General features: G+C 68.5%; 22 protein-coding genes and 1 pseudogene. 10 read left to right on the top strand and 13 right to left on the bottom strand.

Annotated features, from left to right (window positions below; translation table 11 throughout):
- Positions 1 to 31: 31 nt before the first annotated feature.
- Positions 32 to 481 (bottom strand): DUF5990 family protein, encoded by a 450-nt coding sequence (locus AC1D1G_RS00590; RefSeq protein ID WP_477950495.1) that lies wholly within the window; start codon positions 479 to 481, stop codon positions 32 to 34.
- A 65-nt stretch (positions 482 to 546) separates the two neighbouring features.
- On the bottom strand, positions 547 to 3,384 hold the full coding sequence (leuS, locus tag AC1D1G_RS00585) for a leucine--tRNA ligase (protein WP_283352348.1): 2,838 nt from the start codon (positions 3,382 to 3,384) through the stop codon (positions 547 to 549).
- Between the two features lie 115 nt (positions 3,385 to 3,499).
- Here leuS and AC1D1G_RS00580 point away from each other — a divergent pair, with 115 nt between their 5' ends.
- Together AC1D1G_RS00580 and AC1D1G_RS00575 are read left to right on the top strand one after the other, a co-directional pair.
- A complete protein-coding gene (locus AC1D1G_RS00580) occupies positions 3,500 to 3,901 on the top strand; it encodes an SdpI family protein (protein WP_280783036.1) in 402 nt (133 codons plus the stop codon).
- A gap of 22 nt (positions 3,902 to 3,923) precedes the next feature.
- Positions 3,924 to 4,895 (top strand): DUF1648 domain-containing protein, encoded by a 972-nt coding sequence (locus AC1D1G_RS00575; RefSeq protein WP_477950492.1) that lies wholly within the window; start codon positions 3,924 to 3,926, stop codon positions 4,893 to 4,895.
- Between the two features lie 32 nt (positions 4,896 to 4,927).
- Here the strand turns inward: AC1D1G_RS00575 and AC1D1G_RS00570 are convergent, their stop codons facing one another.
- A complete protein-coding gene (locus AC1D1G_RS00570; protein WP_283334673.1) occupies positions 4,928 to 5,605 on the bottom strand; it encodes a FadR/GntR family transcriptional regulator in 678 nt (225 codons plus the stop codon).
- A gap of 68 nt (positions 5,606 to 5,673) precedes the next feature.
- Between AC1D1G_RS00570 and AC1D1G_RS00565 the strand changes: the two genes are divergently transcribed.
- The 3 genes and pseudogenes from AC1D1G_RS00565 (at position 5,674) to AC1D1G_RS00555 (ending at position 8,048) form a co-directional block, all read left to right on the top strand.
- Entirely contained in the window at positions 5,674 to 6,957 is a 1,284-nt protein-coding gene (locus AC1D1G_RS00565; RefSeq protein ID WP_477950490.1) for an MFS transporter, read from the top strand.
- Positions 6,954 to 7,204: pseudogene (locus tag AC1D1G_RS00560) on the top strand (bile acid:sodium symporter); the annotation flags it as partial. The gene AC1D1G_RS00565 and the pseudogene AC1D1G_RS00560, both read left to right, overlap by 4 nt.
- A 61-nt stretch (positions 7,205 to 7,265) precedes the next feature.
- Complete coding sequence (locus AC1D1G_RS00555; protein WP_280783040.1) at positions 7,266 to 8,048, top strand: Mut7-C RNAse domain-containing protein; 783 nt, start codon at positions 7,266 to 7,268, stop codon at positions 8,046 to 8,048.
- Here the strand turns inward: AC1D1G_RS00555 and AC1D1G_RS00550 are convergent.
- The 3 genes from AC1D1G_RS00550 to AC1D1G_RS00540 all read right to left on the bottom strand — a co-directional run bounded on the left by AC1D1G_RS00550 (position 8,036) and on the right by AC1D1G_RS00540 (position 9,666).
- Entirely contained in the window at positions 8,036 to 8,212 is a 177-nt protein-coding gene (locus AC1D1G_RS00550; protein ID WP_174233816.1) for a hypothetical protein, read from the bottom strand. The two genes, AC1D1G_RS00555 and AC1D1G_RS00550, sit on opposite strands and share 13 nt — an antisense overlap.
- Before the next feature lie 85 nt (positions 8,213 to 8,297).
- A complete protein-coding gene (locus AC1D1G_RS00545) occupies positions 8,298 to 8,903 on the bottom strand; it encodes a YqgE/AlgH family protein (RefSeq protein WP_009476712.1) in 606 nt (201 codons plus the stop codon).
- A 67-nt stretch (positions 8,904 to 8,970) separates the two neighbouring features.
- Complete coding sequence (locus tag AC1D1G_RS00540) at positions 8,971 to 9,666, bottom strand: TetR/AcrR family transcriptional regulator (RefSeq protein ID WP_317570530.1); 696 nt, start codon at positions 9,664 to 9,666, stop codon at positions 8,971 to 8,973.
- 145 nt (positions 9,667 to 9,811) lie between these two features.
- Here AC1D1G_RS00540 and AC1D1G_RS00535 point away from each other — a divergent pair, with 145 nt between their 5' ends.
- Positions 9,812 to 10,753, top strand: coding sequence for an NAD-dependent epimerase/dehydratase family protein (locus AC1D1G_RS00535; RefSeq protein ID WP_283334677.1), 942 nt, complete (start codon positions 9,812 to 9,814; stop codon positions 10,751 to 10,753).
- Between the two features lie 10 nt (positions 10,754 to 10,763).
- Positions 10,764 to 12,062, top strand: coding sequence for an MFS transporter (locus AC1D1G_RS00530; protein WP_280783044.1), 1,299 nt, complete (start codon positions 10,764 to 10,766; stop codon positions 12,060 to 12,062).
- An 8-nt stretch (positions 12,063 to 12,070) separates the two neighbouring features.
- On the opposite strand, the gene AC1D1G_RS00525 is transcribed toward AC1D1G_RS00530, so the two are convergent.
- Positions 12,071 to 12,481, bottom strand: coding sequence for a PaaI family thioesterase (locus AC1D1G_RS00525; RefSeq protein ID WP_009476716.1), 411 nt, complete (start codon positions 12,479 to 12,481; stop codon positions 12,071 to 12,073).
- Positions 12,482 to 12,757: 276 nt separating this feature from the next.
- Between AC1D1G_RS00525 and AC1D1G_RS00520 the strand changes: the two genes are divergently transcribed.
- Positions 12,758 to 14,302, top strand: a complete 1,545-nt coding sequence (locus AC1D1G_RS00520) for a DUF4185 domain-containing protein (protein WP_477950665.1) — start codon at positions 12,758 to 12,760, stop codon at positions 14,300 to 14,302.
- A 21-nt stretch (positions 14,303 to 14,323) separates the two neighbouring features.
- Here AC1D1G_RS00520 and AC1D1G_RS00515 read toward each other — a convergent pair whose 3' ends face one another.
- The 6 genes from AC1D1G_RS00515 to AC1D1G_RS00490 all read right to left on the bottom strand — a co-directional run bounded on the left by AC1D1G_RS00515 (position 14,324) and on the right by AC1D1G_RS00490 (position 23,331).
- Positions 14,324 to 15,403 carry a sulfate/molybdate ABC transporter ATP-binding protein gene (locus tag AC1D1G_RS00515; protein ID WP_477950485.1) on the bottom strand — a complete coding sequence of 360 codons (1,080 nt, stop codon included), beginning with the start codon at positions 15,401 to 15,403 and terminating at the stop codon, positions 14,324 to 14,326.
- Positions 15,400 to 16,206: an ABC transporter permease gene (locus AC1D1G_RS00510; protein ID WP_283334679.1), complete on the bottom strand. Its 807-nt coding sequence runs from the start codon at positions 16,204 to 16,206 to the stop codon at positions 15,400 to 15,402. Before AC1D1G_RS00510 ends, AC1D1G_RS00515 begins: the two co-directional genes overlap by 4 nt.
- Positions 16,203 to 17,012 (bottom strand): molybdate ABC transporter substrate-binding protein, encoded by an 810-nt coding sequence (modA, locus tag AC1D1G_RS00505; RefSeq protein ID WP_477950483.1) that lies wholly within the window; start codon positions 17,010 to 17,012, stop codon positions 16,203 to 16,205. Before modA ends, AC1D1G_RS00510 begins: the two co-directional genes overlap by 4 nt.
- Positions 17,009 to 17,413, bottom strand: a complete 405-nt coding sequence (locus AC1D1G_RS00500; RefSeq protein WP_280783047.1) for a TOBE domain-containing protein — start codon at positions 17,411 to 17,413, stop codon at positions 17,009 to 17,011. The genes modA and AC1D1G_RS00500 overlap by 4 nt, the downstream gene beginning before the upstream one ends.
- 86 nt (positions 17,414 to 17,499) lie before the next feature.
- A complete protein-coding gene (locus AC1D1G_RS00495) occupies positions 17,500 to 21,636 on the bottom strand; it encodes a molybdopterin-dependent oxidoreductase (protein WP_477950481.1) in 4,137 nt (1,378 codons plus the stop codon).
- Between the two features lie 243 nt (positions 21,637 to 21,879).
- Entirely contained in the window at positions 21,880 to 23,331 is a 1,452-nt protein-coding gene (locus AC1D1G_RS00490) for a CCA tRNA nucleotidyltransferase (RefSeq protein ID WP_283334682.1), read from the bottom strand.
- 149 nt (positions 23,332 to 23,480) lie between these two features.
- Here AC1D1G_RS00490 and AC1D1G_RS00485 point away from each other — a divergent pair, with 149 nt between their 5' ends.
- Positions 23,481 to 24,056 carry an NUDIX hydrolase gene (locus AC1D1G_RS00485; protein WP_005572816.1) on the top strand — a complete coding sequence of 192 codons (576 nt, stop codon included), beginning with the start codon at positions 23,481 to 23,483 and terminating at the stop codon, positions 24,054 to 24,056.
- A gap of 2 nt (positions 24,057 to 24,058) precedes the next feature.
- On the top strand, positions 24,059 to 26,449 hold the full coding sequence (locus AC1D1G_RS00480) for a DUF6049 family protein (RefSeq protein ID WP_477950478.1): 2,391 nt from the start codon (positions 24,059 to 24,061) through the stop codon (positions 26,447 to 26,449).
- Positions 26,450 to 26,540: the final 91 nt, after the last annotated feature.

Here is a 26,540-nt window from a genome sequence, read left to right as displayed (position 1 = left end):
TCACCCTACGCGCAGGGGGTACGGCGATCGGCTACGCCGACCACTCGACCAACGGCGGACGCACCGCCGCGCACAGCGGATTTCCCCGGGCGTCGGTGAGCCCGAGACGCGCCGTGATGCGACCGGCAGCCGACGCCGCGTCCGCAGTCGCCGGATCCACCGCGTCCCACATCAACTTCGCCCGGCGGAACATGTCGAATCGGCCGTCGGCATCGAGCGTCCCCCACGACAGGTAGACGAACCGCGCGCCCGGCCGGCCCTGCACGTACGGTCCGGTGATGTCGAGACCCGTCGGCGTCGGGGTCGCCGTGCAGTCGAGAACCCAGCGCGCCGCGGTCGCGTCTCCCGACTGCAGACCGAGTAGGTCGTCGTGTGCACCGCGGCGTTGCACCGCCACGTGGATGTTGTCGTAGCCGGGGAAATTGGCTCCCGGCGGGCACGCCGATCCGGGAAGGTCGGTTGCCTCGATCACGAGTTGCACCCATGTATCAAACCACCCGTGAGTACTTGTTAACCGCCGGTGGTTAATAAGTACTCACGGGTGCGTCAGCGCACTATGTTGACCATCTTGCCGGGAACGACGATCACCTTGCGGGGATCCTGGCCGTCGAGGAGCGCCACGATCTTGTCGTCGGCCAGCGCGATCTTCTCGATCTCCTCGCGCGGGGCGTCGGCGGCGACGGTCACGCGGCTGCGGACCTTGCCGTTGACCTGGATCGGGTACTCGACGGTGTCTTCCACCAGCCACTTCTCCTCGGCCACCGGGAACGGTCCGTGGGCCAGGGACTTCTCGTGCCCGAGCCGCGACCACAACTCCTCCGCGAGGTGCGGGGCCAGCGGTGCCAGCATCAGCACAAGCGGCTCCACCACCGAGCGGGGGGCACCGCCGGGGTACGCCTTGGTGAGGTGGTTGGTGTACTCGATCAGCTTGGCTGCCGCCGTGTTGTCGCGCAGCGCCGTGTAGTCCTCGCTCACACCGGCGATCGCCTTGTTCAGCGCGCGCAGCGTGTCCTCCGTCGGGGCGTCGTCGGTGACGCGCACTGCACCGGACTCCTCGTCGACGACCACACGCCACGCACGCTGCAGGAAGCGCTGCGCACCGACGACGTCCTTGGTCGCCCACGGGCGGGACGTGTCCAGCGGACCCATCGACATCTCGTACACGCGGAGCGTGTCGGCGCCGTACTCCTCGCAGATCTCGTCCGGCGACACGGAGTTCTTGAGGCTCTTGCCCATCTTCCCGTACTCGCGGTTGACCTCGATGCCCTGGTGGAAGAACTTGCCGTCCTTCTCCTCCACCTCGTCCGCGGGTACGTACACGCCGCGCGCATCGGTGTACGCGTACGCCTGGATGTAGCCCTGGTTGTACAGGCGGCGGTACGGCTCGCTCGAGGTGACGTAGCCGAGGTCGAACAGCACCTTGTGCCAGAACCGCGAGTACAGCAGGTGCAGCACCGCATGCTCGACACCGCCGACGTACAGGTCGACGCCGCCGGGATCGTTGGGTCCGTGGAGCTCCGGGCGCGGACCCGTCCAGTACCGCTCGTTCTCCTTGTCGCAGAACACGTCCGGGTTGGTGGGATCGATGTACCGCAGCTGGTACCAGGAGCTGCCGGCCCACTGCGGCATCACGTTGGTGTCGCGGCGGTACGTCTGCAGTCCGTCACCGAGGTCGAGTTCGACGTTGACCCAGTCGACGGCCTTGGCCAGCGGGGGAGAGGGCTCCGAGGACGCGTCGTCCGGATCGAACGACACGGGTGCGTAGTCCTCGACCTCCGGGAGCTCCACCGGCAGAGACGATTCCGGCAGGGCGTGCGCGTTGCCCTCGGCGTCGTACACGATCGGGAACGGCTCGCCCCAGTACCGCTGGCGGGCGAACAGCCAGTCGCGCAGTTTGTACTGGATGGTGCCCTTGCCGGTGCCGTCCGCTTCCAGACGGTCGGTGATCGCCTTCTTGGCGTCGGCGACGCTCATCCCGTTCAGGAAATCGGAGTTCACGATCGTGCCGTCGCCGGTGTACGCGTCCTTGGTGAGGTCGCCGCCGGAGATCACCTCGACGATGTCGAGACCGAACTCGGTCGCGAACTCGTAGTCGCGGTGGTCGTGACCCGGGACAGCCATGATGGCGCCCGTGCCGTAGCCGGTGAGGACGTAGTCGGCGATGAACACCGGCAGCTCGAGCCCGTTCACCGGGTTCACGGCGTAGGTGCCGAGGAAGACACCCGTCTTCTCCTTGTACTCCTGACGCTCGAGATCCGACTTCGACGCGATCGACTTCCGGTACGCCGCAACCGCTTCGGCGGGAGTCGCGGCACCGCCGGTCCAGCGCGAATCGACGCCCTCGGGCCACTGGGCCGCAACGATGTCGTCCACCAGTTCGTGTTCCGGCGCCAGCGTCACGTACGTCGCGCCGAACAGCGTGTCCGGACGCGTCGTGAACACCTCGATCTCATGACCGTCCGCCTGGAACTTCACCTGCGCACCGTGCGAGCGCCCGATCCAGTTGCGCTGCATGGTCTTGACCTTCTCGGGCCAGTCCAGGTACTCCAGGTCGTCCACCAGACGGTCCGAGTACGCGGTGATGCGCATCATCCACTGCTGCAGGTGCTTACGGAACACGGGGAAGTTGCCGCGGTCGCTGCGACCGTCCGCGGTGACCTCTTCGTTCGCCAGCACCGTGCCCAGACCGGGGCACCAGTTGACCATCGAATCGGAGTGGTAGACGAGGCGGTAGGAGTCGAGGACGGCCTCCTTCTCGGACACGGACAGCGACGCCCAGTCCCGTCCGTCCTCCAGCGACCGCACGCCCGACACGAACTCGGCCTCGAGCTCCGAGATCCGCCGGGCCTTGCCCGCCTCCTTGTCGAACCACGCGTCGTGGATCTGCAGGAAGATCCACTGCGTCCAGTGGTAGAAGTCGGTGTCGGTGGTCGCGAATGTGCGGCGTTCGTCGTGGCCGAGCCCGAGGCGGCGCAGCTGCCGCTTCATGTTGACGATGTTGGCCTCGGTGGTGGTCCGCGGGTGCGTACCCGTCTGCACCGCGTACTGCTCGGCAGGCAGACCGAACGCGTCGTAGCCGAGGGTGTGCAGCACGTTGTGGCCCTGCATGCGGTGATAGCGGGCGAACACGTCGGTGGCGATGTAGCCGAGCGGGTGACCCACGTGCAGACCCGTCCCCGACGGGTACGGGAACATGTCCTGCACGAACAACTTGTCCGCGGGAACGTCGCCGGCGAGGGGACCGACCGGGTTGGGCGCGTTGAACGTGCCCTCCTCGCTCCACCGGTCCTGCCAGCGCTGCTCGATCTGGCCGGCGAGCTCCGCGGTGTAGCGGTGCTGCGGGGTCGCGTCGGACGGGTTGGCGGGCTGCACGTGCTCGGTCACTGTGGTCGCTATCTACTTGGCTGACATTCTGAATTAGGGGGATACCGTCAACCAGGGTAGAGCCTCACCCCACCCGGGCTCACCTGCGCGTCCGGGTCCGCCGTATCCTGGTCTCGTGTTGATTGCCTCCGCCGTGCTGTTCGTGCTCGCCGTCGCTGTCTCCGGTGTCGCCGTTGCAGGCCTCGCCGAGCGCCTTCCGCGCAACCGGTGGGCGGGTGTCCGCACCCCCGAGACGATGCGCGACGATCAGACGTTTGCGCTGGCCAACAAGGTCGCAGGGCCCACCCTGCTCGCCGCGGCCGGGCTCCTCGTCATCGGCGGAATCGCCGCAATCCTGATCGGCGGAGTCTTCGGAATCGGTGCCGTCCTCGTCAGCGTCGTGGCCGCCGCTCTCACCGCGGCGACGGGCGGATCGCTCGGTGCCCGTGCCGCCGCGGCGGTGCCCGCCGCCGACACCGGCGGGTGCGGCAGTTCCTGCGGTGCGTGCTCGCTGAAGGGCGCCTGCCAGCCGTCCTGACCGGCTGCCGACGGCCCGTCCATTGAAGTCCTCGCGCGTCGTCGACCCCGCAGGCGCAGTGTTCGGTCTCCTGCTGCCGGTCGTCGCCGCCCTGTTCGGGGTGATCCTGACGAAGGTCTGGGAACCGCGGCTTCCGGTGGAGATCGCCACCCACTGGACCACCACCTCGCCCGACGGCTTCTCCACCCCGATGTCCAGTGCCTGGACCTTTGCCCTGGTGGCAGTCCTGTTCGGTGGCGGATGTGCCGCGATCGCCGCACTGGCCCAGGCGATGCTGATGATGCGCCGCACGATGCTCGTCGTCGGACTGTCCGTGGTCGGCCTGATCCTGACCGTGCAGGTGGTGCTGCTCTACGTCCAACTCGATGTCACCGACGTCTCGAGTACCGAACTTCCGTTGTGGTCGCTCGGCGTCGGCGTCGTGATCGGCGCGATTGTCGGCCTGCTCGGCGCCGCCCTGCTGCGCGACTATCGGCCCCGGGTGTCCGCCACCAGTCCTCCCGACCCCCGGTTGCCGCGCGCCGACGACCCGGCGACGGTCGCGGACACGGTCGGTTTCGGCACCGTCGGCTCGCTGGTGCTGCTCCTGCTGCTCGGTGTCGCGCCCGCTGTCGCCGTCTGCCTGCTCGTCGACGGGTGGTGGCCGCTCGCGGTGTTCTTTCCCGTCGGGCTGCTGATCGTGAGCCTGCTCCGCTTCCGGGTGATCGTCGATCCGTCCGGCATCCGGGTGGTGAACATGGGCATGACCGCCCTGCAGTACGGCGTCGACGAGATCGAGGGCGCCCGCGTCGACGTGATCAAGCCGTTCGACGACTTCGGCGGCTGGGGACTCAAGGTGAAGGGCCGACGGAACTACGGCGTCGTGACGAGGACCGGTCCCGCCGTGATCGTCACGACCGCGTGCGGCGACCGGCTGACCGTCACCAGCGCACGGGCCGAAGAGCTGGCCGGTGCGCTCAACACGTTCGCCGACAGGCGGCTCCGCCACCCGTGAGTGGCCCGGGAGTGCAGGGACTCGCTAACCACTCACGGGCGGGAGGCCTGGTGCACCGCGTCGAGCACGCGGTCGAGGTAGCCGAGGGCGGCCCGGACCGCGGCGTCCTCGTCGCGGGCGGCGATCGCGTCGATGACGGCGCGATGGTCGTCGGTGGTCAGCGACGGGGGGTGGACGCCTTCGGTGAAGTCGTAGGTGGCGCGGGTGGGTTCGAGGATCCCGGCGAACAGGTCGGACAGCACCGGATTGTGCGCGGCCTCCACGACCCCGAGGTGGAACGCGAGGTCGGCGTCCGCGAATCGGGACGGCTGATCCGTCGTTCGCTGCCGCTCGTCCAGTAGCGCGGACAGGGACCGCAGGTCGTCGTCGGTGCGGCGACCGCACGCGAGCCGGACGGCCTCCGTCTCGAGCGCCCGCCGGACCTCGAAGACGTTCAGCATCTCGGCGACCGCGACCTGCCGCCCGAGCAGCCCGCCGATGTCGGTGCGGGCCCGCACGAACGTCCCGGACCCGCGCCGGATCTCGAGGATGCCCGTCGACGTCAGGGTCTTGATGGCCTCGCGCACGGTGTTGCGCCCGACCCCGAGCAGCGTCATCAGCTCGGGTTCCGTCGGGATGCGCTCGCCCACCGTCCAGTCGCCCTGGGCGATCCGGCCACGCATCCAGTCCAGGGACTGCTGATACGCGGATTCGCGCCGAACCACTGTCATGTACTCATCCTCACACCTCGCCGGCTCGCGACTCACGACCGGCCCGCCTAAACTACGTAGGACGTCCTATGTATTCGGACAGCCCGAGGAGGCGACCCCACACGTCCACGTCAACCGCTCACGCCGACACCGTCCCGACCTCCACCGCCCGCACCACCAGCCGCCACTTCCACGGCCTGAACTACCTCCTCGTCGTGCTGCTCCTCGGCGCCAACATCCCCACGGCGCTGTACTCGCTCTACCGCCACGAGTTCGGATTCACTCCGCTGGTCCAAACGCTGATATTCGCCGTCTACGTCGCCGGACTGCTTCCCTCGCTGCTGTTCTTCGGCCCGCTGTCCGACGCACTCGGACGCCGTTTCGTGTTGCTGGCCGCCATCTCCTTCAGCCTGCTGGGCGCCGTGGTCCTCGCGTTCGCCGACTCGACCATCTGGCTGTTCTTCGGCCGAATCGCCCAGGGCATCGCCGTCGGTGCGTGTTCGGCCGCCGGGTCCGCCGCCCTCATCGAGCACGAACCGGCCCGGAACCTCCGCCGCGCAGGTCTCGCCGCCACCCTCACCACCGCGCTCGGTGCGTCGCTGGGCCCGCTGTTCGGCGGGGCCGCCGCGCAGTATCTCCCGCACGCCCTGGTCCTGCCGTACGTGCTGTTCGCGCTGGCGCTGCTGCCCGCGCTGATCATGGTGCTGCTGCTCCCCGCACCCACCGGCGGGCAGTCCCACCCCACCCAGTTGTTCCAGGTCCCGCACGTCCCCGCACCCATCCGCCAGGTGTTCTGGCTGTCCTCCCTCGGTGTCGCACTGGCGTGGGGCGCCGTCGGCCTGTTCCAGTCGGTGGTCCCGACGTGGATCATCGGCCTGCTCGGCGTGGACAACCTCGTGGTCGCCGGCGGTGCCGCCGCACTGGTCATGATCTGCTCGGTGACAGCGCAACTCGTGGCCAACCGGCTCGGAACCGTGCTCTGCCGAACCCTGGGCATCGGTGCCGTCGGTGCAGGCATGATCGGGTTGCTCGTCGTCGACTTCGTGCCGTCCAAAACCCTGCTGTGCGTCGTGACCGTCATCGTCGGTGTGGGGCACGGACTCTCGTTCGCCGGAGCGATGCGCGCGGTGGGTGCCGCCGCCGCGGAGCACGCCCCCGACGCCCAGGGCGGGACGCTCGCCGCGTTCTTCACCGTCGGCTACATCGGTCTCGCCGTGCCGTCCATCTGCGCGGGCATCGCCATCACCGTCCAGGGCATGCACGTGGCCATCATCGAACTGGCGATCATCGGCGCCGTCCTGTGCGGCGTCCTCGCGGTGCTGAGCGTCCGCACGAAGGGTCGTGACCACGCCGTTCTACCCTTGACGGCTTGAAATTTCTCAGCCGGTTCCACCTCGACGAGTTCGTCCTCGGCATCGTCGCCGTGGCGATCCTGGGGAGTGTTTTCCCGTGTCGGGGACCGGTCAGACCGTGCTCGAGTGGGCCACCCGGATCGCGATCGGCGTCCTGTTCCTGCTGTACGGCGCGCGGCTGTCGCCGCAGGAGGCGCTGAAGGGACTGAAGCACTGGCGGCTGCATTCCGTCGTGTTCGCCGCGACGTTCGTGCTCTTCCCGCTGATCCAGAAGTATTCGAGGCGCAGCCGCGAGGAGTCGGCCAGTACTGTGGCATGAGAGATGTGAAATGCCGATGCCCGAGCCACTTCGTCACTGCGAGTTCCGCTTCTACGAGGAGCTGAACGACTTTCTGCCGCCGGTACGGCGCAAGCACACGTTCGAGCACGAATTCGACGGCACCCCGTCGGTGAAGGACCGGATCGAGGCGCTGGGCGTCCCGCACACCGAGGTGGATCTGATCCTCGTCGACGAAGTGTCGGTCGATTTCGCGCACCTGCTGCGCGGCGGCGAACGGGTCGCCGTGTACCCGATGTTCGAACGACTCGAGCTGACCGGAGTCACGAAACTGCGTCCCCGACCGCTGCGCGACCCGACGTTCGTGCTCGACGTGCATCTCGGCCGACTCGCCCGCTACCTCCGCCTGCTGGGATTCGACACCCGCTACCGCAACGACTTCGCCGACCCGGAACTGGTGGACATCTCCCTGTCCGAGCATCGCATCGTCCTGACCCGGGACACCGGCCTACTCAAGAGGTCGGCGCTCACCCACGGCGCGTTCCTGCACGAAACGGACCCACGCAGGCAGTTGCGGGAAGTGCTGGACCGCTTCGACCTTCGGTCGCGAATCTCACCGTTCACGCGGTGCGCGCGGTGCAACGGCCTTCTCGCGCCCGTTCCCCGTGCCGAGGCGCTCGCCGAGGCACCACCGGGCGTCGCGGGCAACGAACACGAGTTCAGTCGGTGCCGGGACTGTGCGCAGCTGTACTGGCCGGGCAGCCATCTTCCGAAGCTGCGCCGACGCCTGTCGGAGGTCGGGGTGACGCTCGAGGTGGATTCTCAGGATGCGTGACGCAGCTGCTCGGCGAACTCCGCCGAGCACACGCAGTCGCCGAATTCGTCGCAGTCGATGATCAGTGCGTGCCGGACCTCGGACAACTCGACGCACGACTCGTCCGTGCACTCTGCTCCGTAGAGCGCGTGCACGATCAGTGTTCCGTGACAGGTGTCGATCACGTGTGCTGTCCTCCTCACTTCGTTCCCCACCTCTGTTGATACCACCCGTCCCCGACAGTCCAGGGACGTGCGCGGGGTGTGTCGGCTAGTTGCGCTCGACGTCGATCGGGTGAGTGGCGAGCAGGGCGAGGGGGAGCGGCTGCCGGCGCAGCACCTGCGCCCACACGTCGACCCGGGCGGGAGCGACCACGTCCGACGCGAGCGCCGAGATCACGATCCAGTCGTCGCGCTGGAGTTCGGAGTCGAGCTGGCCGTACGTCCAGCCGGAGTAGCCGGCGAAGATCCGGACACCCTCCACCAGCGGGGCGATGACCTCGGGGTCGGAGTCGAGATCCACCATCACCACGCGGCCGTGGACCCGGCGCAGACCCGCGACACCGTCGGCCTGCGCACCGGTGCGCAGTGTCGCCAGGCACAGTGCGGCGTCCCGTTTGACGGGGCCGCCGACGTACAGCGCGGAGGGGCGCGCGGCGAGCGGCGCCCACTGTGGCAGCACGTCGTGCACCGCGGTTTCGCTGGGACGGTTGATGACCACGCCGAGGCTGCCGGCGTCGTTGTGCTCGATCACATAGATCACGGTGCGACGGAATGCGGGTTCGACGAGATCTGTGGACGAGACCAACAGGCTGCCGGGCCGGACCACCGGTTCCGTCGACGCCGTTCGATCTTCGGGTTCTTCTGCGTGCGCCACCTGAACATCATCCCACCGCGGCGGACGCGATGTGACGGAGGACGCGACGTGCGTCCGGTTCGCCGCTTTACGCCGCGGGCAGCCCCGCCGTCTCGGCCAGAACCGCGAGGTGGTGCTCGAACAGTGCCCCCGGTGTGGTGAACGTGTCGGCGCCGTACTGCCCGAACACCTCGAAGTTGACCGCCCCGAACAGCGCCGACCAGACCAGGACGCCGCGGGCGAGCAGAGGGTCGGGGGTGGTGAGTCCGAGTTCGGCGCGGATGCGGTCGAGGTCTGCCGCGAGCTCGTCGTCGATGGGCGCCGCGGCGGCCGCCTCGAGCCTGCCCACCCGGAACGCATTGTCGAAGATCCCGACGAGTGCGTAGATCACCCGCGTCCCCGGAGTCGTGGTCTGCTCGCCGGGCGCGTGGTAGCCGGGAACCGGGCTGCCGAACAGCAATCCGTAGCGGGCGGGCTCACGCAGCGCCCACTCGCGCACCGCCCGGCCGAGTGCCAGGAACTGTTCCCGCGGTTCGGCGGCGGACGCGACGGCTGCCTCCGCGGCGTCGCCGAGTTCGTTGTATCCGTCGACGACGAGCAGCGTCAGCAGTTCGTCGCGGCTCTTGACGTACCGGTAGACGGCAGAGGACACGACGCCGAGGTCCCGCGCGACGGCCCGCAGCGACAAGGCCGCGGCGCCGACCGCGGCCAGCTGTTCGCGTCCGATCCTCGTGATGTCCTGCAACGTCTGTTCGCGGGCGCGCTCCCGTGGTGTTCCTGGCATGGGGTCCAGACTGGCAATTTCAGAGAGCGGTGTCAACAAAGGAGAGCAGTGCTCTTGACAATGAGGTCGAGGGGGAGCATTCTCGAATCAGACAGAGAGCAGTGCTCTCGAATCGTCGAAATCGACTCACACAGCAGGAGCGGACATGTCGAACATCGAGATCGTCACCGGAGCAGGACCCGTCGGCTGGACCGTCGCCCTGCAACTCGCCGAGCAAGGGCGCCAGGTGCGGGTCCTCACGCGGTCGGGCAGCGGCCCGGACCATCCCCTGATCGAGCGGCGGAAGGTCGACGTCTCCGACGCCGACGCACTGCGTGAGGCATTCGACGGAGCAGTCGCCGTCTACCACTGCATCCACGCCGCCTACAGCGCGGACGCGTGGGAGCGCGAACTCCCCGCCGCCGAGCAGACCGTGCTCGAGGCCGCAGGCCGCGTCGGCGCCGTCGTAGTGTTCCCCGAGAGCCTCTACTCCTACGACACGTCGCACCAGCCGATGACCGAGCACACGCCGCGGTCGGCCGACTCCGGCAAACGCGGCATCCGGACCCGGTTGCTGAAGGCCCGCGCCGAGTCCTCGACCCCCACCGTGAGCGTCGTCGCGTCCGACTTCTTCGGACCGCAGGTGCTGAACGCGCACGCCGGCGAGCGCATGGTGCCCGTCGTCCTCGCGGGCAAGACGATGCGCGTCCTCGGTTCCGCCGACCTGCCCCACTCGTTCACGTACGTTCCCGACTTCGCGGCCGCGATGATCGTCGCCGCCCACGACCCCGCCCTGTGGAACTCGGTGCTGCACGCACCGACGGTCCCGGCCGTCACCCAGCGGCAGATGGTCGAGGCCTATGCGAAGGCCGCCGGGGTTCCCGCCCCGAAGGTGAGCACCCTGCCCGGCTGGGTGATCCGCGGCGGCGGGCTCGTGCACCAGGGGAGCCGCGAACTGGCCGAAATGCTGTACCAGTTCGAGGAGCCGTTCGTGATGGACTCGTCCGAGAGCGAGGCCCGGCTCGGGCTGACCCCGACCCCGCTGGACCGTGCCGCCGAGGAGACCGTCCGGTGGTGGCAGGACAGGTCGGTCGCGGCCGCCGGATAGGGTCCTGTGAATGGCGAAACAGCTCGGCAACCGGCGCGAGGCGTGGCGCAGAACGGCGTACACCCTCCGGCGGTCGCCCGGGCTGGCCCGCCTCGCGACGGTGCGATTCGCCAGTCAGCTGGGCGACGGCATGTTCCAGACGGCACTCGGCGGCGCGATTCTGTTCAACCCGGAGCGCGCAACGGATCCCGTCACGATCGCCGCCGGTTTCGCGGTACTGCTGCTCCCGTACTCGGTGATCGGACCGTACGCGGGCGCGCTCCTCGACCGCTGGGACCGCCGCGCCGTGCTGCTGTGGGCGAATGTTCTGCGCGGACTGCTGATTCTGCTGACCGCCGTGTTGCTGGAGACCGGGACCGGTGAGTCCGCGCTGCTCCTCCTCGCCCTCGCCGCCATCGGCGTGAGCCGGTTCGTTCTCGCGGGAGTCTCGGCGGCGCTGCCGCGAGTGGTGCACCGGTCCTGGCTCGTGGCCACCAATTCGGTGCTCGCCACCGCCGGCTCCGTCGTCGCCGCACTCGGAGCCGCGACGTCCGTCGCCATCATCTCCCTCGTGGGCGCCGGCGACCGCGGCTCGGGAATCGCCGTCGCGGCAGCCGCCTGCGGTTCCGCGGTGGCCGCGTTCGCGGCGTCGCGCTTCCACCATCGGCTGCTCGGCCCGCACGCCGACGAGAAACCCGAATACGGGGCGGTCCGCGCCGTCGCGGCCGGACTGCGCAACGGGGCGGTCGCCGTGTGGCAGTCACCGGGCGTCACGACGGCGATGATCGGAATAGGCACGCACCGGATCGTTTTCGGTGTCAACACGCTGATCATGGTTCTGGTGCTCCGCGACACCGCCACCGTCAGCGCCCTGCCCGGAGGTCTGGCCGGTTTCGGTGTCGCGGTCGGCGCCACCGCCGCGGGCATGCTGCTGGCGGCGATCTCGACGCCGTTCCTGATTCCGCGAGTCGGACGGTCCCGCACCATCGTCGGCGGCCTGATCCTCGCCCTCGTCGTGCAGTGCACGCTCGTCGCGACGCTCACGCAGGCGTCGCTGCTGTGCGGTGCGCTCCTACTCGGATTCGCCGGGCAGTCCATCAAACTCACCGGTGACGCGGCAATGCAGATCGAGATCGAGGACGACCGCCGCGGACAGGTGTTCGCCCTGCAGGACACGGTGTTCAACGTGGCCTTCATCGCGTCGATCGCCGTAGCCTCCCTCGTGATCGCCCCCGACGGCCGGTCACTCGGGCTGGTGCTGGCGGGTGGTGCGGTCTACGGACTCGGACTGCTCGGCGTCCTGTTCAACTCCCGACGCGAACCCGCCTGACAACCGAGCTATTTCGACCCCGGCATCGGCACGTTCTGCAGCCGCACCTGACCGCGGGCCACCTCCTTGCCGGTGTCGGTCGCGGTGATCACCACCGACCACAACTGCTGCACCCGACCCTGCTGGATGGGCACCGCGACCACGTCGACCCGTCCCTCGGTGCGGGCCCGCAGGAAGTCGGTTCCGTTGTGCACACCCACCGCGAACTCACCACGGTCGGCGACGGCAGTGCTCGCACCGATGCTCGCGGCCGATTCGACCGCCGTCGTGTAGACGCCGCCGTGCACGACTCCCCACGGTGTGTGGTGGTCGGCGGACAGGTCGATGTGGCCGACGACCTTGGTCCCCGACACCTCGTCGAGTTCCAGGCCGGCAGCGGCGACGAAGGCGCTCGCCGCCTCCCGGGTCAGATCGGTCATGATGCGTTCTCCTCGTCGAACACTCGGTTAGTTTGAAATCCCAACCCACTGTGCCCGGCTTCGGCACCGACGTCAATGGTCCGGTAGTACCGGTTCCACCTACGCCCGATGAAATTCACCTGTGCGACAGTGAGACCGCACTGTGACCGGACGGGCCGGGCTCGTGCGCCGAGGATGCCGTCGCCGGGTGTTATCTTCAACCCGAACGTGCAGGTCGGTCCACCGTTACTCCGACCACCGATCTGGAGGGGTCCCGTGGTCGAGAAGTCATGGTCTGTGGCCGGAGTGCCGCTGTGCGTCGCGGCCGTCGTGGCCGCGACGATCGGCTTCACCGCCGCCCCCGCCGCGGCCGAGACCACTCCGTGGCTGCCGGTGAATGCCTGCGGCGAGACCGGGTTCAACCCGGCAAAGGAGCCTCCGAGTCCGGGCGGCGGCCCACTGCTGCCGCCCCTTCCCCCGACCGTGAGCATCCCGATTCCGTACCCCGACTTCGTGCCGGTGCCGGTCCCCGGACCGACCGCCGACCAGACGCGTGTCGCCCAGGACCTTCCCGCCGACCCGTGTGCGGACCCGTGCCCCGACCTCACCGATCCGGTCGACGAACCGGAGACCGAGCCCGGGTCCTCGGGTTCTGCAGGCTCTTCCGGTTCCGCGGGGTCGTCGGGTTCTGCGGGGTCGTCGGGCTCGAGTGCGCTGACCATCCCGAAGATCTCGATCGATCCGCGTCCCGAGACCATTCCCATCCCCGTTCCCGGCGGCCCCGGACCCGACCCGCAGCCGGCGCCTCCCGTCGAGATCAACCCCGCCGAACGTGGTTCCCTCACCGCACCCGTGGCGAAGCCGGAGGTCGGCGACGTCCGGTTGGTGTCGCAGCTGACGGGCCGCGGTTCGGAGAACCGCACGGACAAGCGCTGGCAGGTCGACGGCACCGACCTCGGCATCACCTGGGAGACGAAACCCGGTGAGGTCGCGGTCGCGTTCGGCGACACGTTCGGCAAGGACTGGGCTCCGCCCGGCGCGTTCGGCGAGGACTGGCGGAGCAACGTTCTCGGCCACAGCACCGACACCGACCTGTCCGACGGCATGACCATCGACAGCATGGTCCAGGACAGCCGGTGCCATGCCGCCGAGATCATCGACAGCAGGCACATCAACAACTTCGAGACCACCACCATCCCCACGTCGGGGTTTGCGATCGGTGACCGTCAGTACCTGAGCTACATGTCGGTGAAGCGCTGGAGCATGGTCCCCGGCATGTGGTACACGAACTACGGCGGCATCGCGTACTCCGACGACAACGGGCAGACCTGGACCAAGGACCAGCACGCCAAGTGGGACAACATCTTCGGCGCCCGATTCCAGGTTTCCGCGATGGTGCCGCAGGGCGACTACGTGTACATGTTCGGCACCCCCAACGGGCGGATCGGCACCATCGGCCTGGCCCGGGTGCCGGTCGATCAGGTCCTCAACACCACGTCGTACCAGTACTGGTCGGACGGCACGTGGACCCCCGTGTCCCAGCACCTCGCGACCCCCATCGTCGGTGGGGTGGCCAGCGAACTGTCCGTCCGCTACGACGCGGCCGCGGGCACCTGGCTGATGAGCTACCTCGAGCCCGTCGGCGGCTCGATCATCCTGCGGCGGTCGTCGAGCCCGCAGGGTGTGTGGTCGGACGGCGCGACGCTCGTCGACACGGCCGACTACCCGATGGCGTACGGCGGCTTCATGCATCCGTGGTCGACGGACAAGGATCTGTATTTCACGATCTCGGAGTGGGACAGCTACAACGTCTACCTGATGCACGCGTCCCTGCACCCGTGAGTACTTGTCAACCGCCCGTGGTTAACAAGTACGCACGGCATGGAGGGCGACCTCGGTGGCCTTGACGACGAAGAACACATCCAGCCCCGGCACCAGATCGAGTTCCGCGACGGACGCCGCCGTCACATCGGCGCTGAGTTCGAACCTGCCTCCGGCTTCGGCCGCGCGCACCCGGACCGTCGGCCCACGCACCTCGATCTCCGAGATGGACACCCGGAAGACGTTGCGCGGACTGCCTTCCGGAGAGCGCCGGTGGACGGCCACCGAATGGGGAGCGAAAACCGCGACCGCCGGCGCACCCGGCACGAAATCGGCGTCGGGAAGACCGTGCAGCCGAACACCGGTCTCGGTCTCGAAGCCGTCCTGCGCCCCGAACACGGGAACGAGGTTGAGCCCGGCGATCCGCGCGGCGAACGCACTGCGGGGGCGGGTCAGCACGTCTCGCACCGAACCGAATTCGACCACCTGACCGCCCTCGACGACGATCACCCGGTCGGCCAGCGCCAGCGCGTCGAGGATGTCGTGGGTGACCACGACGGCGGTCCGGTCGCCCTCCCGCAGCACCCGTCGGAGCAGGACGCGCAGGGCGGGCGCCGCGGCCACGTCGAGGGCTGACATGGGTTCGTCGAGCAGGAGGGCCTGGGGTTCGGCCGCGAGGGCCCGCGCCACCGCGACCCGCTGAGCCTGCCCCCCCGACAGCTCGTGTGGACGCCGGTCGGCGAACTGCGTCGCATCCACTGCGTCCAGCCATTTCTCGGCGATCGCCCGCGCCTCCCGACGTCCCCGGCCGGCACTGCGTGGGGCGAATGCCACGTTGGCGGCCACCGTCAGATGCGGGAACAACAGCGCCTGCTGTGCGAGCAGCGCGATGCCGCGCCGGTGTGGGGGCACGGCGACGCCCCGGGTGGTGTCGGTGAGCACGCGACCGTTCAGTTCGACGCGTCCGAAGTCTGGGCGAACCAGGCCGGCGACCACCGAGAGTGCCGTCGACTTGCCGGCACCGTTCGGCCCGAGCACCGCCAGCACCTCGCCCTCGCCGAGGTCGAACCCCACGTCGACGCCACGCGCATCCACCCGCGCCTCGACGCTCAGGCCGGTCACACTGCAGCCCTCGACGCCCAGCCCCGCGAACCCACCACGATGAGCACCGCGACCACGACGAGCACCAGCGACAACGCCACGGCCGCATCGGCATCGGTCTCACGCTGCAGGTAGATCTCGAGCGGCAGGGTTCTCGTGACGCCCTGCAGACTGCCCGCGAACGTCAGTGTCGCCCCGAACTCGCCGAGCGCCCGCGCGAACGACAACACGGCCCCGGACACCAGCCCGGGCAGCACCAGCGGCAGCGTCACCCGCCGGAAGACGGTGGTGGGGCTCGCACCGAGCGTCGCGGCGGCGTGCTCGTACCGGCTGCCTGCGGTGCGGAGCGAACCCTCGAGGCTCACCACCAGGAACGGCAGCGCGACGAACGTCTGCGCGAGCACCACGGCCGTGGTGGTGAACGCGATGTGGATGCCCGCGACCTCGAGGTGCTGCCCGATGAGGCCCTTCCGGCCGAACGTGTACAGCAGGGCGATACCCCCGACCACCGGTGGAAGCACCAGCGGCAGGAGCACCAGCGACCGCAGCACGTGCAGTCCGCGAAAACTGCTGCGCGACAGCACGGCCGCCATCGGGACACCCAGCAGGACGCACAGCACGGTGCTCAGGGCTGCGGTCCGCAGGCTCAGTTCCAGCGCTGCGAGCGAGGATTCGGACGTGACCAGCTGGAAGAACCGCGACCAGTCGACGCTCGCGAGCATCGCGAACAGTGGCAGGACGACGAACAGTCCGCCCAGTGCCGCCGGAACGAAGATCCAGCCCGGAAGCCCGGACGGGACTCTGACGCGCGTCGGCCGGATCACGGCTGGGCGAACCCTGCCTTCGCCAGCACTGCCTGGCCGTCGGGTCCCGTGACGAGGTCGACGAAGCCCTGCGCCGCGTCCGGTGTTTTCGAAGCGGACAGCGTCGCAATGGGATAGGTGTTCACAGCCTGCGCGGCCTCGGGGAACGCCACGGCCGTCACCTTCTCACCCGCGCTCGCCGCGTCCGTGACGTACACCAGTCCGGCGTCGGCCTGGCCGGCCGTCACCTTGTTCAGCACGTCGGTGACCGACGACTCCTCGCTGACCGGGGTGAGGTCGACACCCGACGCGGTCTCGACCTTCTGCGTAGCGGAACCGCACGGAACCTGCGGGGCACACGTGACCACCAGCGTCCCCTCACGGTTCAGATCCGTGAAGGACGTGATGCCCTTGGGGTTTCCGGGTGCCGTCACGATGGTCAGCGTGTTGGCGGCGAAGTCGACGGGACTGCCCTCGACGAGTCCGGCGTCGACCACCTTCGTCATGTTGGTGGTGTCGGCGGACGCGAATACGTCGGCCGCGGCGCCCTGGTCGAGTTGAGCGGCGAGGTCGGAGGATCCGGCGAAGCTGAACTCCACGTGGGATCCGGGGTTCGCGGTCTCGTACATCTGGCCGAGTTCCGTGAACGTGCCCTTCAGCGATGCGGCTGCGAACACCGTGATGTCGCCCCCTGGCGCGGACGCGGACGCCGACTCGGCCGAACCCGAGGCTCCGCTGTCGTCGTTCGAACCGCAGCCGGTGAGAAGACCGAGACCGAGTGCGGCCGCAGCAGCCCCCGTCGTGGCCCGCCGCCAGGACATCCTCATGAAACTCCTCCCGGTGTTTCGACGATCACCGTGGTCGACTTGACGACGGCTACCGCGACCTTGCCGGGCTCGAGCCCGAGGTCGCGGACGGCTTCGCTGCTCATCAGGGAGACGACGCGGAAAGGCCCGCACTGCATCTCGACCTGGGCCATCACCTTGTCCATCACCACCGCGGTCACGATGCCGGTGAATCGGTTACGCGCCGAGGAGTCCGATCCGAGCAGATCGGGCGACTTCGAGGCGTTGGCGCGCGCGAACTCGGCGAGCGCGGGGCCGTCGACGACCTTGCGGCCCGACTCGTCCTTCTCCGCCGCGAGACTGCCGTTGTCGATCCACCGCCGGACCGTGTCGTCGCTGACGCCGAGCAGTTCTGCTGCCTGTCGTATCCGGATACCCGTCATCCGAGCATTGTCCGCGCATGCGTCATGACCGACATCCTATGTCGGCAAATACGGACTGATCAAGTGCGCCTCTCCGCAGATGCGGATCAGTACACGTCGCGCACGTAGCGCTTGTCGGTCGCGAGCTGCTTCATGTACAGCTCGGTGTCCTCTTCGTCCAGGCGCCCATGGGTGCGGACGACCTCACGGACCGTCTCGTCGACGTCCTTCGCCATGCGGCTGGCGTCGCCGCAGACGTACAGCGACGCACCCTCCTGCATCCAGCCCCACAGCTTGGCGCCGTGCTCGCGAATGCGGTCCTGCACATAGATCTTCTGCCGCTGGTCCCGGGAGAACGCCGCATCGAGGTGGGTGAGAAATCCGTCGCGGTGCATAGCTTCCATCTCCTCGCGGTAGTAGAAGTCGGTAGCCTCGTGCTGCTCACCGAAGAACATCCAGTTCTTGCCCGTGTGACCCAATTCCCGGCGTTCGTGCAGGAATCCGCGGAACGGAGCGATGCCGGTGCCGGGACCGACCATGATCATCGGTGCATCGGCGGCCTGCGGGGGACGAAAGTGCGCCGACTTCTGCACGAAGATCGGCACGTCGGCCTCGTCGCAGTGATCGGCGAGGAACGTCGAGCAGACCCCGGAGCGGTTCTTGCCCTCGTGGTTGTAGCGCACCGCGGAGACGGTCAGCTGCACCTCACCCGGATCGACCTTGGGGCTCGACGAGATCGAGTACAACCGCGGCTGCAGGCGCTTGAGAACGCTCAGCCACTCGTCGGCGTCGGCGTCGACCCCGTACTCCGCCAGCACGTCCATCGACTGCCGCCCCCACAGCCACTGCTGGAGCGCGATCTTGTTCTGCGGGCGCAGCAGCCGCGCCAGCTCGGTGTCCTGGGTGCGGCTCTGCACGAACCGCAGCAGCTCGGGGGTCACCTTCGTGATCTCGAGCTTCGTGCGCAGCGCCTCGCGCAGCGTCATCTCCGGCAGGTCCGGTAACGTGACGGGCGTGTCCGGGATCGACCGGGTGACCTTCAGCCACTCGTCGACGACGGCGTCGCTGTTGGTCGGCCAGACACCGAGAGCGTCGCCCGCCTCATAGGTGAACTCCGGATCGCTCACTTCGAAACCGAACTGCCGCACGTCCTTCGACGATCCGGCCGCGCTGAGCGGAATATTCTTCGTCAGCCGCGTGATCAACGGCGTCTTCCGCGTGAACGTCGCCGCCTTCTTCGCCGCGGGCCGGGCAGGCGCGGGTGCGGACGCCACCACGGTCGCACCGTCGGCCGCCGCACGCTCCCGGACCAGCTTCTGGACCTGGGTCAGCCACTGACGTGCCTGCTCCTCGTAGTCGGGTTCGCAGTCGACCCGCTCGGTGAGACGCTTCGCCTCCAGCTGCTCCAGCCGGGCGTCGATCCGCTTGCCGTGCCCGCAGAAGTCGTCGTAGTTGGAATCGCCGAAAGCCAGCACGGCGTAACGGGTCTGCGACAGCTTCGGGGCCTCGTCGCTGCTGAGCGCGGACCAGAAGTTGCTGCCGTTGTCGGGGGCGTCGCCGTCCCCGAACGTGCTGGTGATGATCAGGAGGTCGCGGACGTCGGCGAGGCCCGCGACGTCGTAGTCGTCCATGCTCATCAGGCGGGTGCCGTGCCCGGCCGCTTCGAGTTGTTCGGCACATTCGGCGGCGAACTCCTCGGCGTTGCCGGTCTGCGACGCCCACACCACCACCACGGGGTGCTGGACCGATTCAGTGTTCGCGTCCGGCACCAGGACGCTCTGCGGAACGTCGGAGCGGGAGAACAGCCCGGCCATCAGACCGTCCAGCCACACTCGCTTGGACCCGGAGATCGGTGCGCTTCGCGGAAGGACCGGAACACCCTGGATCTCGGTGGACTGCAGCCCCGACAGCAGCCCGGCGAGGTACATGCGTTCGTGTTCGTCGAAGGTGGGGGAGGCGGAGTCGTCCAGGCCCAGGATGCGGCTCATCTCCGCGGCGGGCGAACCCTGCGCGAGCGTGAGCGCCCCGCCGGATTCCGGGACCTCCGGCGTCGACACCGGGGCCACCCGGGTCAGGGAGACGGCGCACGCCTTGAACTCCGGCTGGAAGGACACGGGATCGACGGCGTCGTTGGTGACGGCGTTGATGCTGAGGTACTCGCCGAAGGAATCGTTCCAGTGGAACGGGGCGAAACACCCGCCGGCGAGGACGCGGTCGCTGACGACGGCGGGAAGGACCGCGCGACCGCGCCGGGACGCCACCTCCACCTTGTCGCCGTCGGCGATCGAAAGCTTCTGCGCATCAGCGGGATTGATCTCGACGAACGGGCCGGAGTTCAGCTTGTTGAGCTTGGCCACCTTGCCCGTCTTCGTCATCGTGTGCCACTGGTGCTGCAGGCGACCGGTGTTGAGGACGAAGGGGTAGTCGTCGTCGGGCATCTCGGCGGGCAGCATGTGCGGGCGTGGGAAGAACGCGGCCTTGCCGCTCGCGGTGGCGAACGCCAGGCGGGGGAGTGAACCGTCGGGAGCCGACAGCAGGTTCTGGCTCACGCCGTCGTTGACGTAGCGGAGGGGGTTGCGATCGGTGCGGTTGCCGGGCGGGCTCGGCCACTGCACCGGTGTGTCCCGCAGACGGTCGTAGGTGATGCCGCGAAGGTCGTAGCCGGTCTTGGGATTCCAGGTGCGTTTGATCTCCTCGAACACGTCCTCCGAGGAGTCGTAGGTGAACGCGTCCGCGTATCCCATCTCGCACGCGACGCGGGCGATGATCTGCCAGTCGGGCAGTGCCTGACCCACCGGATCTACGGCCTGCTGCAACAGGGTGAGGTTGCGCTCGGAGTTGATCATCACCGAATCCGACTCCGCCCAGAGCGCCCCGGGCAACAGGATGTCGGCGTAACCGTTGGTCTCGGTGTCGAGGAAGACGTCCTGCGTGATCACGAGCTCGGCGGCCTCGAGACCCTCGATCACCGTCCGCCGGTTCGCCACGGTGGCAACGGGATTGGTGCAGATGATCCAGCAGGCCTTGATGTCACCCGCCACCATCCGCTCGAACATGTCGACGGTTCCGGTGCCGACCTCCGTGCGGATACTCCCCTCCGGCAGCTCCCACAGATCCTCGATGAACGCCCGGTCGTCGGCGGCGAGCACCGACCGCTGCCCCGGCAGGCCGGGACCCATGTACCCCATCTCGCGGCCACCCATCGCGTTGGGCTGACCGGTGAGGGAGAACGGGCCGCTGCCCGGACGGCAGATCGCACCGGTGGCCAGGTGCAAGTTGCAGATCGCGTTGGTGTTCCACGTGCCGTGCGTGCTCTGGTTGAGCCCCATCGTCCAGCAGCTCATCCAGTTCTCGGCCTCACCGATCCACTGGGCGGCCTGACGGATGTCGGATTCGGGGATGCCGGTGATCTCCGCGACCTTCTCGGGGGTGTACTCCTCGAGGAACTCCGGCATCACCTCCCAGCCCTCGGTGAACTCGGCGATGAACTCGGGATCGGTGTGCCCGTTCGTCACGAGCAGGTGCAGCAGGCCGTTGAGCAGTGCGAGGTCGGTGCCCGGCGCGATCTGCATGAACAGGTTCGACTTGTCGGCCGTCGCATTGCGGCGCGGGTCGACCACGATCAGCTTGGCGCCGGCCTTGACGCGGTCCATCATCCGCAGGAACAGGATGGGGTGACAATCCGCCATGTTGGCGCCGATCACGAAGAACACGTCGGCCTTGTCGAAGTCCTGGTACGACCCGGGCGGGCCGTCCGCACCCAGCGACTGCTTGTAACCGGTGCCCGCACTGGCCATGCACAACCGCGAGTTGGACTCGATCTGGTTGGTGCCGACGAAGCCCTTCGCGAGCTTGGTGATCAGGTACTGCGCCTCGATGGACATCTGACCGGAGACGTAGAAGGACAGGGCGTCCGGTCCGTGCTCGTCGAGTTGTTCCTTCAGCCGGCGCGCGGTCTCGCTGATGGCGGCGCCGACCTCGATCGAGGTGGGTGCTTCCCCGCGCTCGTCGCGGACGTACCCGGTTTCCATCCGGCCACCGGCCACCAGCATCTCGGCGCTCGTCGCACCCTTGGTGCACAGCCGCCCGAAGTTGGTGGGATGGTCCTTGTCGCCGGACGCCTTGAGCACGCGGCGTGCATTGGTCTCGGGATCGATCCCGACTTCGAGCACCATGCCGCAGCCGACACCGCAGTACGAGCAGGCGGTCTTCACTGTGGAAGTCCCGGCTTTCTGCTGCTGCATCGACTAGCTCCTCACCTGCACGGTCGCAGCCTGTCCACCCGGCTCACGACCTGTATCAATGCTGCCGTGAACCGTGTTTCGTCGGGATTAACCCCCGTGAGCGTTCGGTGACGTCTCTCGCACCCGGGCCCGGGCACGGTGGTGATGTCGAGGCAGAAACAATCAGGTCGTGTGACTGTCGTCACTTCAGGTGAGTGGCCGCCCGAAAGCGGAGTAAGGAGAACCGAGCGGATCGACGCTCGGTCAGCCCTGCTGCGTGGCCCACCACGACAGCAGTTCGGCCTCGGCCTCGTCGCGACTGAGGGGGCCGCGATCGAGCCGGAGCTCCTTGAGGTACTTCCACGCCTTCCCGACGTCGGGGCCCGCCGGAATGCCGAGCAACTCCATGATCGCGTTGCCGTCGAGGTCGGGGCGCACCCGCGCGAGGTCTTCCTGCTCGGCGAGCCGGGCGATCCGCTCCTCGATGTCGTCGTATGTCGCCTGCAGGGCGGCCGCCCGCCGCTTGTTGCGGGTGGTGCAATCGGCGCGGACCAGCTTGTGCAGCCGCGGCAGCAGCGGGCCGGCATCGGTCACATACCGGCGCACAGCGGAATCGGTCCACTGACCCTTGCCGTAGCCGTGGAACCGCAGGTGGAGGAACACCAGCTGCGAGACGTCGTCGATCATCTGCTTCGAATACTTCAGCGCCCGCATCCGCTTGCGGACCATCTTCGCGCCGACCACCTCGTGGTGGTGGAAGCTCACACCACCGCCCGGCTCGTTGCGCTTCGTGTCCGGTTTACCGATGTCGTGCAGCAGCGCCGCCCACCGCAACACCAGGTCGGGGTCGCCGTCCTCGAGGTCGACGGCCTGCTTCAGCACGGTCAGCGAGTGCCAGTACACGTCCTTGTGCTGGTGGTGCTCGTCGATCTCGAGCTTCATCTGCGGCACCTCGGGCAGCACGAAGTCGGCGAGACCCGTCTCGCACATCACGTTCATACCGTCGATCGGGAATTCGCCGAGGATCAGCTTGTCGAGTTCGGCCCGCACGCGTTCGGCCGTGATCCGCTCGATCTGCGGCGCCATGTCGACGATGGCCTGATGCACGCGCTCGTGGAGCGTGAACCCCAGCTGAGACACGAACCGGGCGGCCCGCAACATGCGCAGCGGGTCGTCGTTGAAGGAGTTCTCCGGCGCCGACGGCGTGTCCAGCACCCCGGCCAACAGGGCGTTCATGCCGCCCAGGGGGTCGACGAAGTCCTGCGATCCGTCCGCACCGATCCGCACGGCCATCGCGTTGACCGTGAAATCGCGCCGAACCAGATCGTCCTCGAGCTTCGTCCCGAACTGGACGACCGGATTGCGCGACACCCGGTCGTAGGCGTCGGCGCGATACGTCGTGATCTCGATCTGCTGGCCCGCCTTGGCGGCGCTGATCGTCCCGAACTCGATGCCCGTGTCCCACTGGTTGTCGGCCCAGCCGGACAGCAGCTTCTGCACCCGCTCCGGGTGAGCGTCGGTGGTGAAGTCGAGGTCGGTGCCGAGGCGGCCCAGGATCGCGTCCCGGACACTGCCCCCCACCAGGTACAACTCGTGACCGGCGGCAGCGAACCTCTCACCGAGCGGCGTCAGGACTTCGGACAGCTCGCGCAGCGTCACCGCGGCGCCGGCAAGCAGTCGCGTACGGCGCTCGTCGTCGAGAGAAGGGGCAGTCACGTCCAGGAAGCTTACCGAGGTGCGCAAATAGCGAGATACGCATACACGCTGTCACCTCGCCGTTCGGTTCACCACAGGTGTGTCACGAAGCGTCTCGGTTCGGGTGCGGCGTTCCGGTGGAGACGGCAAAGCCAACTACTATCGATGGGGTGTCTGCTGCCGAACGTGCGAACAGGAGTCGCCGCAACTCGCGGCGGCGCGGCGCCGTCGGCAAACCCGCGAAACCCCACATGAGGACGGTTCGCGAAACCTCGGCGGGCGGGCTCGTCGTCAACGGTCTCGGCGGACCGCGGGAGAATCTGTGCGCCGCGCTGATCGGACGCACCGACCGACGCGGGCGGCTGCTGTGGTCGCTGCCCAAGGGACACATCGAGCAGGGCGAGACCGCCGAACAGACCGCGATGCGTGAGGTCGAGGAAGAGACCGGCATCCAGGGCACCGTCCTCGCGTCGCTCGGCAGCATCGACTACTGGTTCGTCACCGAGGGCCGACGGGTCCACAAGACCGTCCACCACTATCTGCTGAGATGCCTCGGTGGGGAACTGTCGGACGAAGACGTGGAAGTCACCGAGGTAGCGTGGGTGCCGCTCGCCGAGCTGGGATCACGCCTGGCCTACGCAGACGAACGGAAACTCGCAGAAATCGCCGGTGACTTGATCTCCAAGATGACTACCACCCCGACCGCCCCCGACCTGAAGCTCCAGAAGGGGCCAGACGCCGGATGAGGATGGCTTTGCGTCGGGTCGGTGCCGTGACGTTGACCGCACTCGCGGTCGTTCTGGCTCCCACCAGCACCGTGGTGGCGGCGGCCCAGGACCCGGTGCCGCCCGAGAGCGCCGGGACCCAGACGGTCGACGAGGACCCCGAGTTTCTCGAACTGCACATCGACAACGTCACGCCGTCCACGGTCACCACCACCAGCGACCCGTTCGTCACCGTCACGGGCTCGGTGAAGAACGTCGGCGACCGCACGGTCCGCGACGTCAGCGTGCGGTTGCAGCGCGCCCCCGCCGTCGCGAGCAGCGAGGGCCTCCGTACGTCTCTGACCCTCGATCAGTCGCGGTACGACACGGTCGGCATGTTCGACACGGTCGCGGGCCGCCTCGACGAGGGGCAGAGCAAGCAGTTCACGCTGTCGCTGCCGCTGCGGTCCGACACCGACATCTCCCTCGACATCACCGAACCCGGCGTGTATCCGCTGATGGTGAACGTGAACGGCACCCCCGAGTACGGCGGGGCGGCGCGTCTCGACGACGCCCGTTTCCTGCTTCCCGTGTTCGGGGTCCCCGGCACGCCGGCCGTGCCCCCGGACATCTCCAGTCCCGTCGCGGTCACCATGCTGTGGCCGCTCGCGGACCGGCCCCGGCTCGCGGCGGGGGTGCCCGGCTCCGTCACCGAACCGGTCCGTCTCGTCGACGACGACCTCGCGACGTCGCTCGCGGACGGCGGCCGCCTCGACGAACTGCTGGGCGCGGTGGAGTTCGCCACCCGGGAGAGCGTCGACCGCGACCACACGCTCCGGGACAGTATGTGCCTGGCCGTCGACCCGGACCTGCTGATCACCGTCGAGAACATGACGCGCGGATATCTGGTGGTGGACGACCCGTCCGATCCCACCGGTTCCGCGCACGAGGGCACCGGTAAGGATGCCGCGTCGGCGTGGCTCGACCGCGCCCGGTCGCTGGCCGCGTCCATGTGCACCACGTCGGTGCCGTTCGCGCAGGCCGACCTGTCCGCGATCACCGAGGTCGCGAACCCGGACCTGACCGCGACCGCCGTCGAAGCCCCCGCGGACATCGTCGACAACGCTCTGGGTGTCACGTCGCTGCGCAATTTCGTGTGGAGCGACGCCGGGGTGCTCGACGACGCGACGGCGCAGATGCTCCGCGGAGACGAGGCGACCACCACGCTCGTGGCCGCCAATTCCGTCGACACGACGACACCCCGCGACAGCGCCCACGTCATCGAGGCCACACCGCCCCCCGCGCCCGTTCCCGCGAACGGGGAGACGACCCCGGCGGCCACCGAGACGCCCGCGGCCACCGGAAGCGTCGACGCGCTGCTGTTCGATCCCTCGGTCGGCACGGCGCTCGCGGCCATGGGAACGACACCGCAGACCCCCTCGTACACCCCGCAGCGCGCGCGGTACGACCTCTCGGACGATTCGCAGACCGCCCGGCTGCAGGACGCGCTCGGTGCGGTGTCGTGGTCTGCCCTCGAACCCGAGGCCGCACGGGCTGCCGGCACCCCGCGTTCGCTGATGGTGGTGCCGCCGCAGCTCTGGACGGCGGGCGCCGAGGACGCGAAGACACTGCTGTCCACGGTCTCCTCGCTGATGCGCTCGGGCCTGGCGACGCCCCGGCCGCTGCCCGCGATGCTGGGACGACAGCCCGGATCACCCGAGGTCGCGACCCTGGAGTACCCGGATCAGGCCGCCGAGGACGGCGTCCCCGCCCATATCCGGGACGCCGCCGGCACGCAGACACCCCGCATCGAGGCACTGAACGCCGCGCTGGTCGACGACCCGCAGGCCCCGCTCACCCCGGAACGCTTCACCGCACCGCTGCGCGAGGACCTGCTGCGCTCGATGAGCCTCGCGCATCGCCGCGACGACGAACGGCGGTCCGCGGAGGAGGCGTCCGACGTGCGCGCCGACGAGGTGGCCGAAACCATGGACGACCTGTTCGGGGCCGTCACCGTCGTGTCGCCGGGCGGCGTCTACACGCTGGCGTCGGAACAGAGCCCGCTGCTGCTGGTGGCCAGGAACGACCTGCCGGTCGGGATCACCGTCCGTCTCCAGGTGGATGCGCCGTCGGGGATGACCATCACCGATATCGGCCCCACCACGCTGCCCCCGCGGGGCAGTCGCACCCTCACCGTTCCCACCGAGGCCAACGACTCCCGCAAGCTCGTCGTCCAATTCTCTCTGACCACCGCCGATGGACAGCAACTGGGAGAGCCGACCAGCGTGACGGTACGGTCCAACGCGTACGGGCAGGCGTTGGCGATACTGACAGCATGCGCGGGTGCTCTGCTGCTGTTCCTCGCCGGCCGCCGGCTGTGGCATCGATTCCGCGGCCAGCCGGATCCAGCTGACGAAGGGTACGAACGTTCATGACCGGGAACTTGCCCAGTAGGGGCCAGAGGCTTCCCGATCGCTCCCATCCCCGGGTCGCCCCGTGGGAGCGGGACCACTGGGCTCGGGAAAT

It is taken from the genome of Rhodococcus sp. P3_B8, from assembly GCF_056402775.1.
The sequence above is the reverse complement of the archived record's forward strand: the minus strand, read 5'-3'. Positions and strand labels throughout refer to the sequence as shown.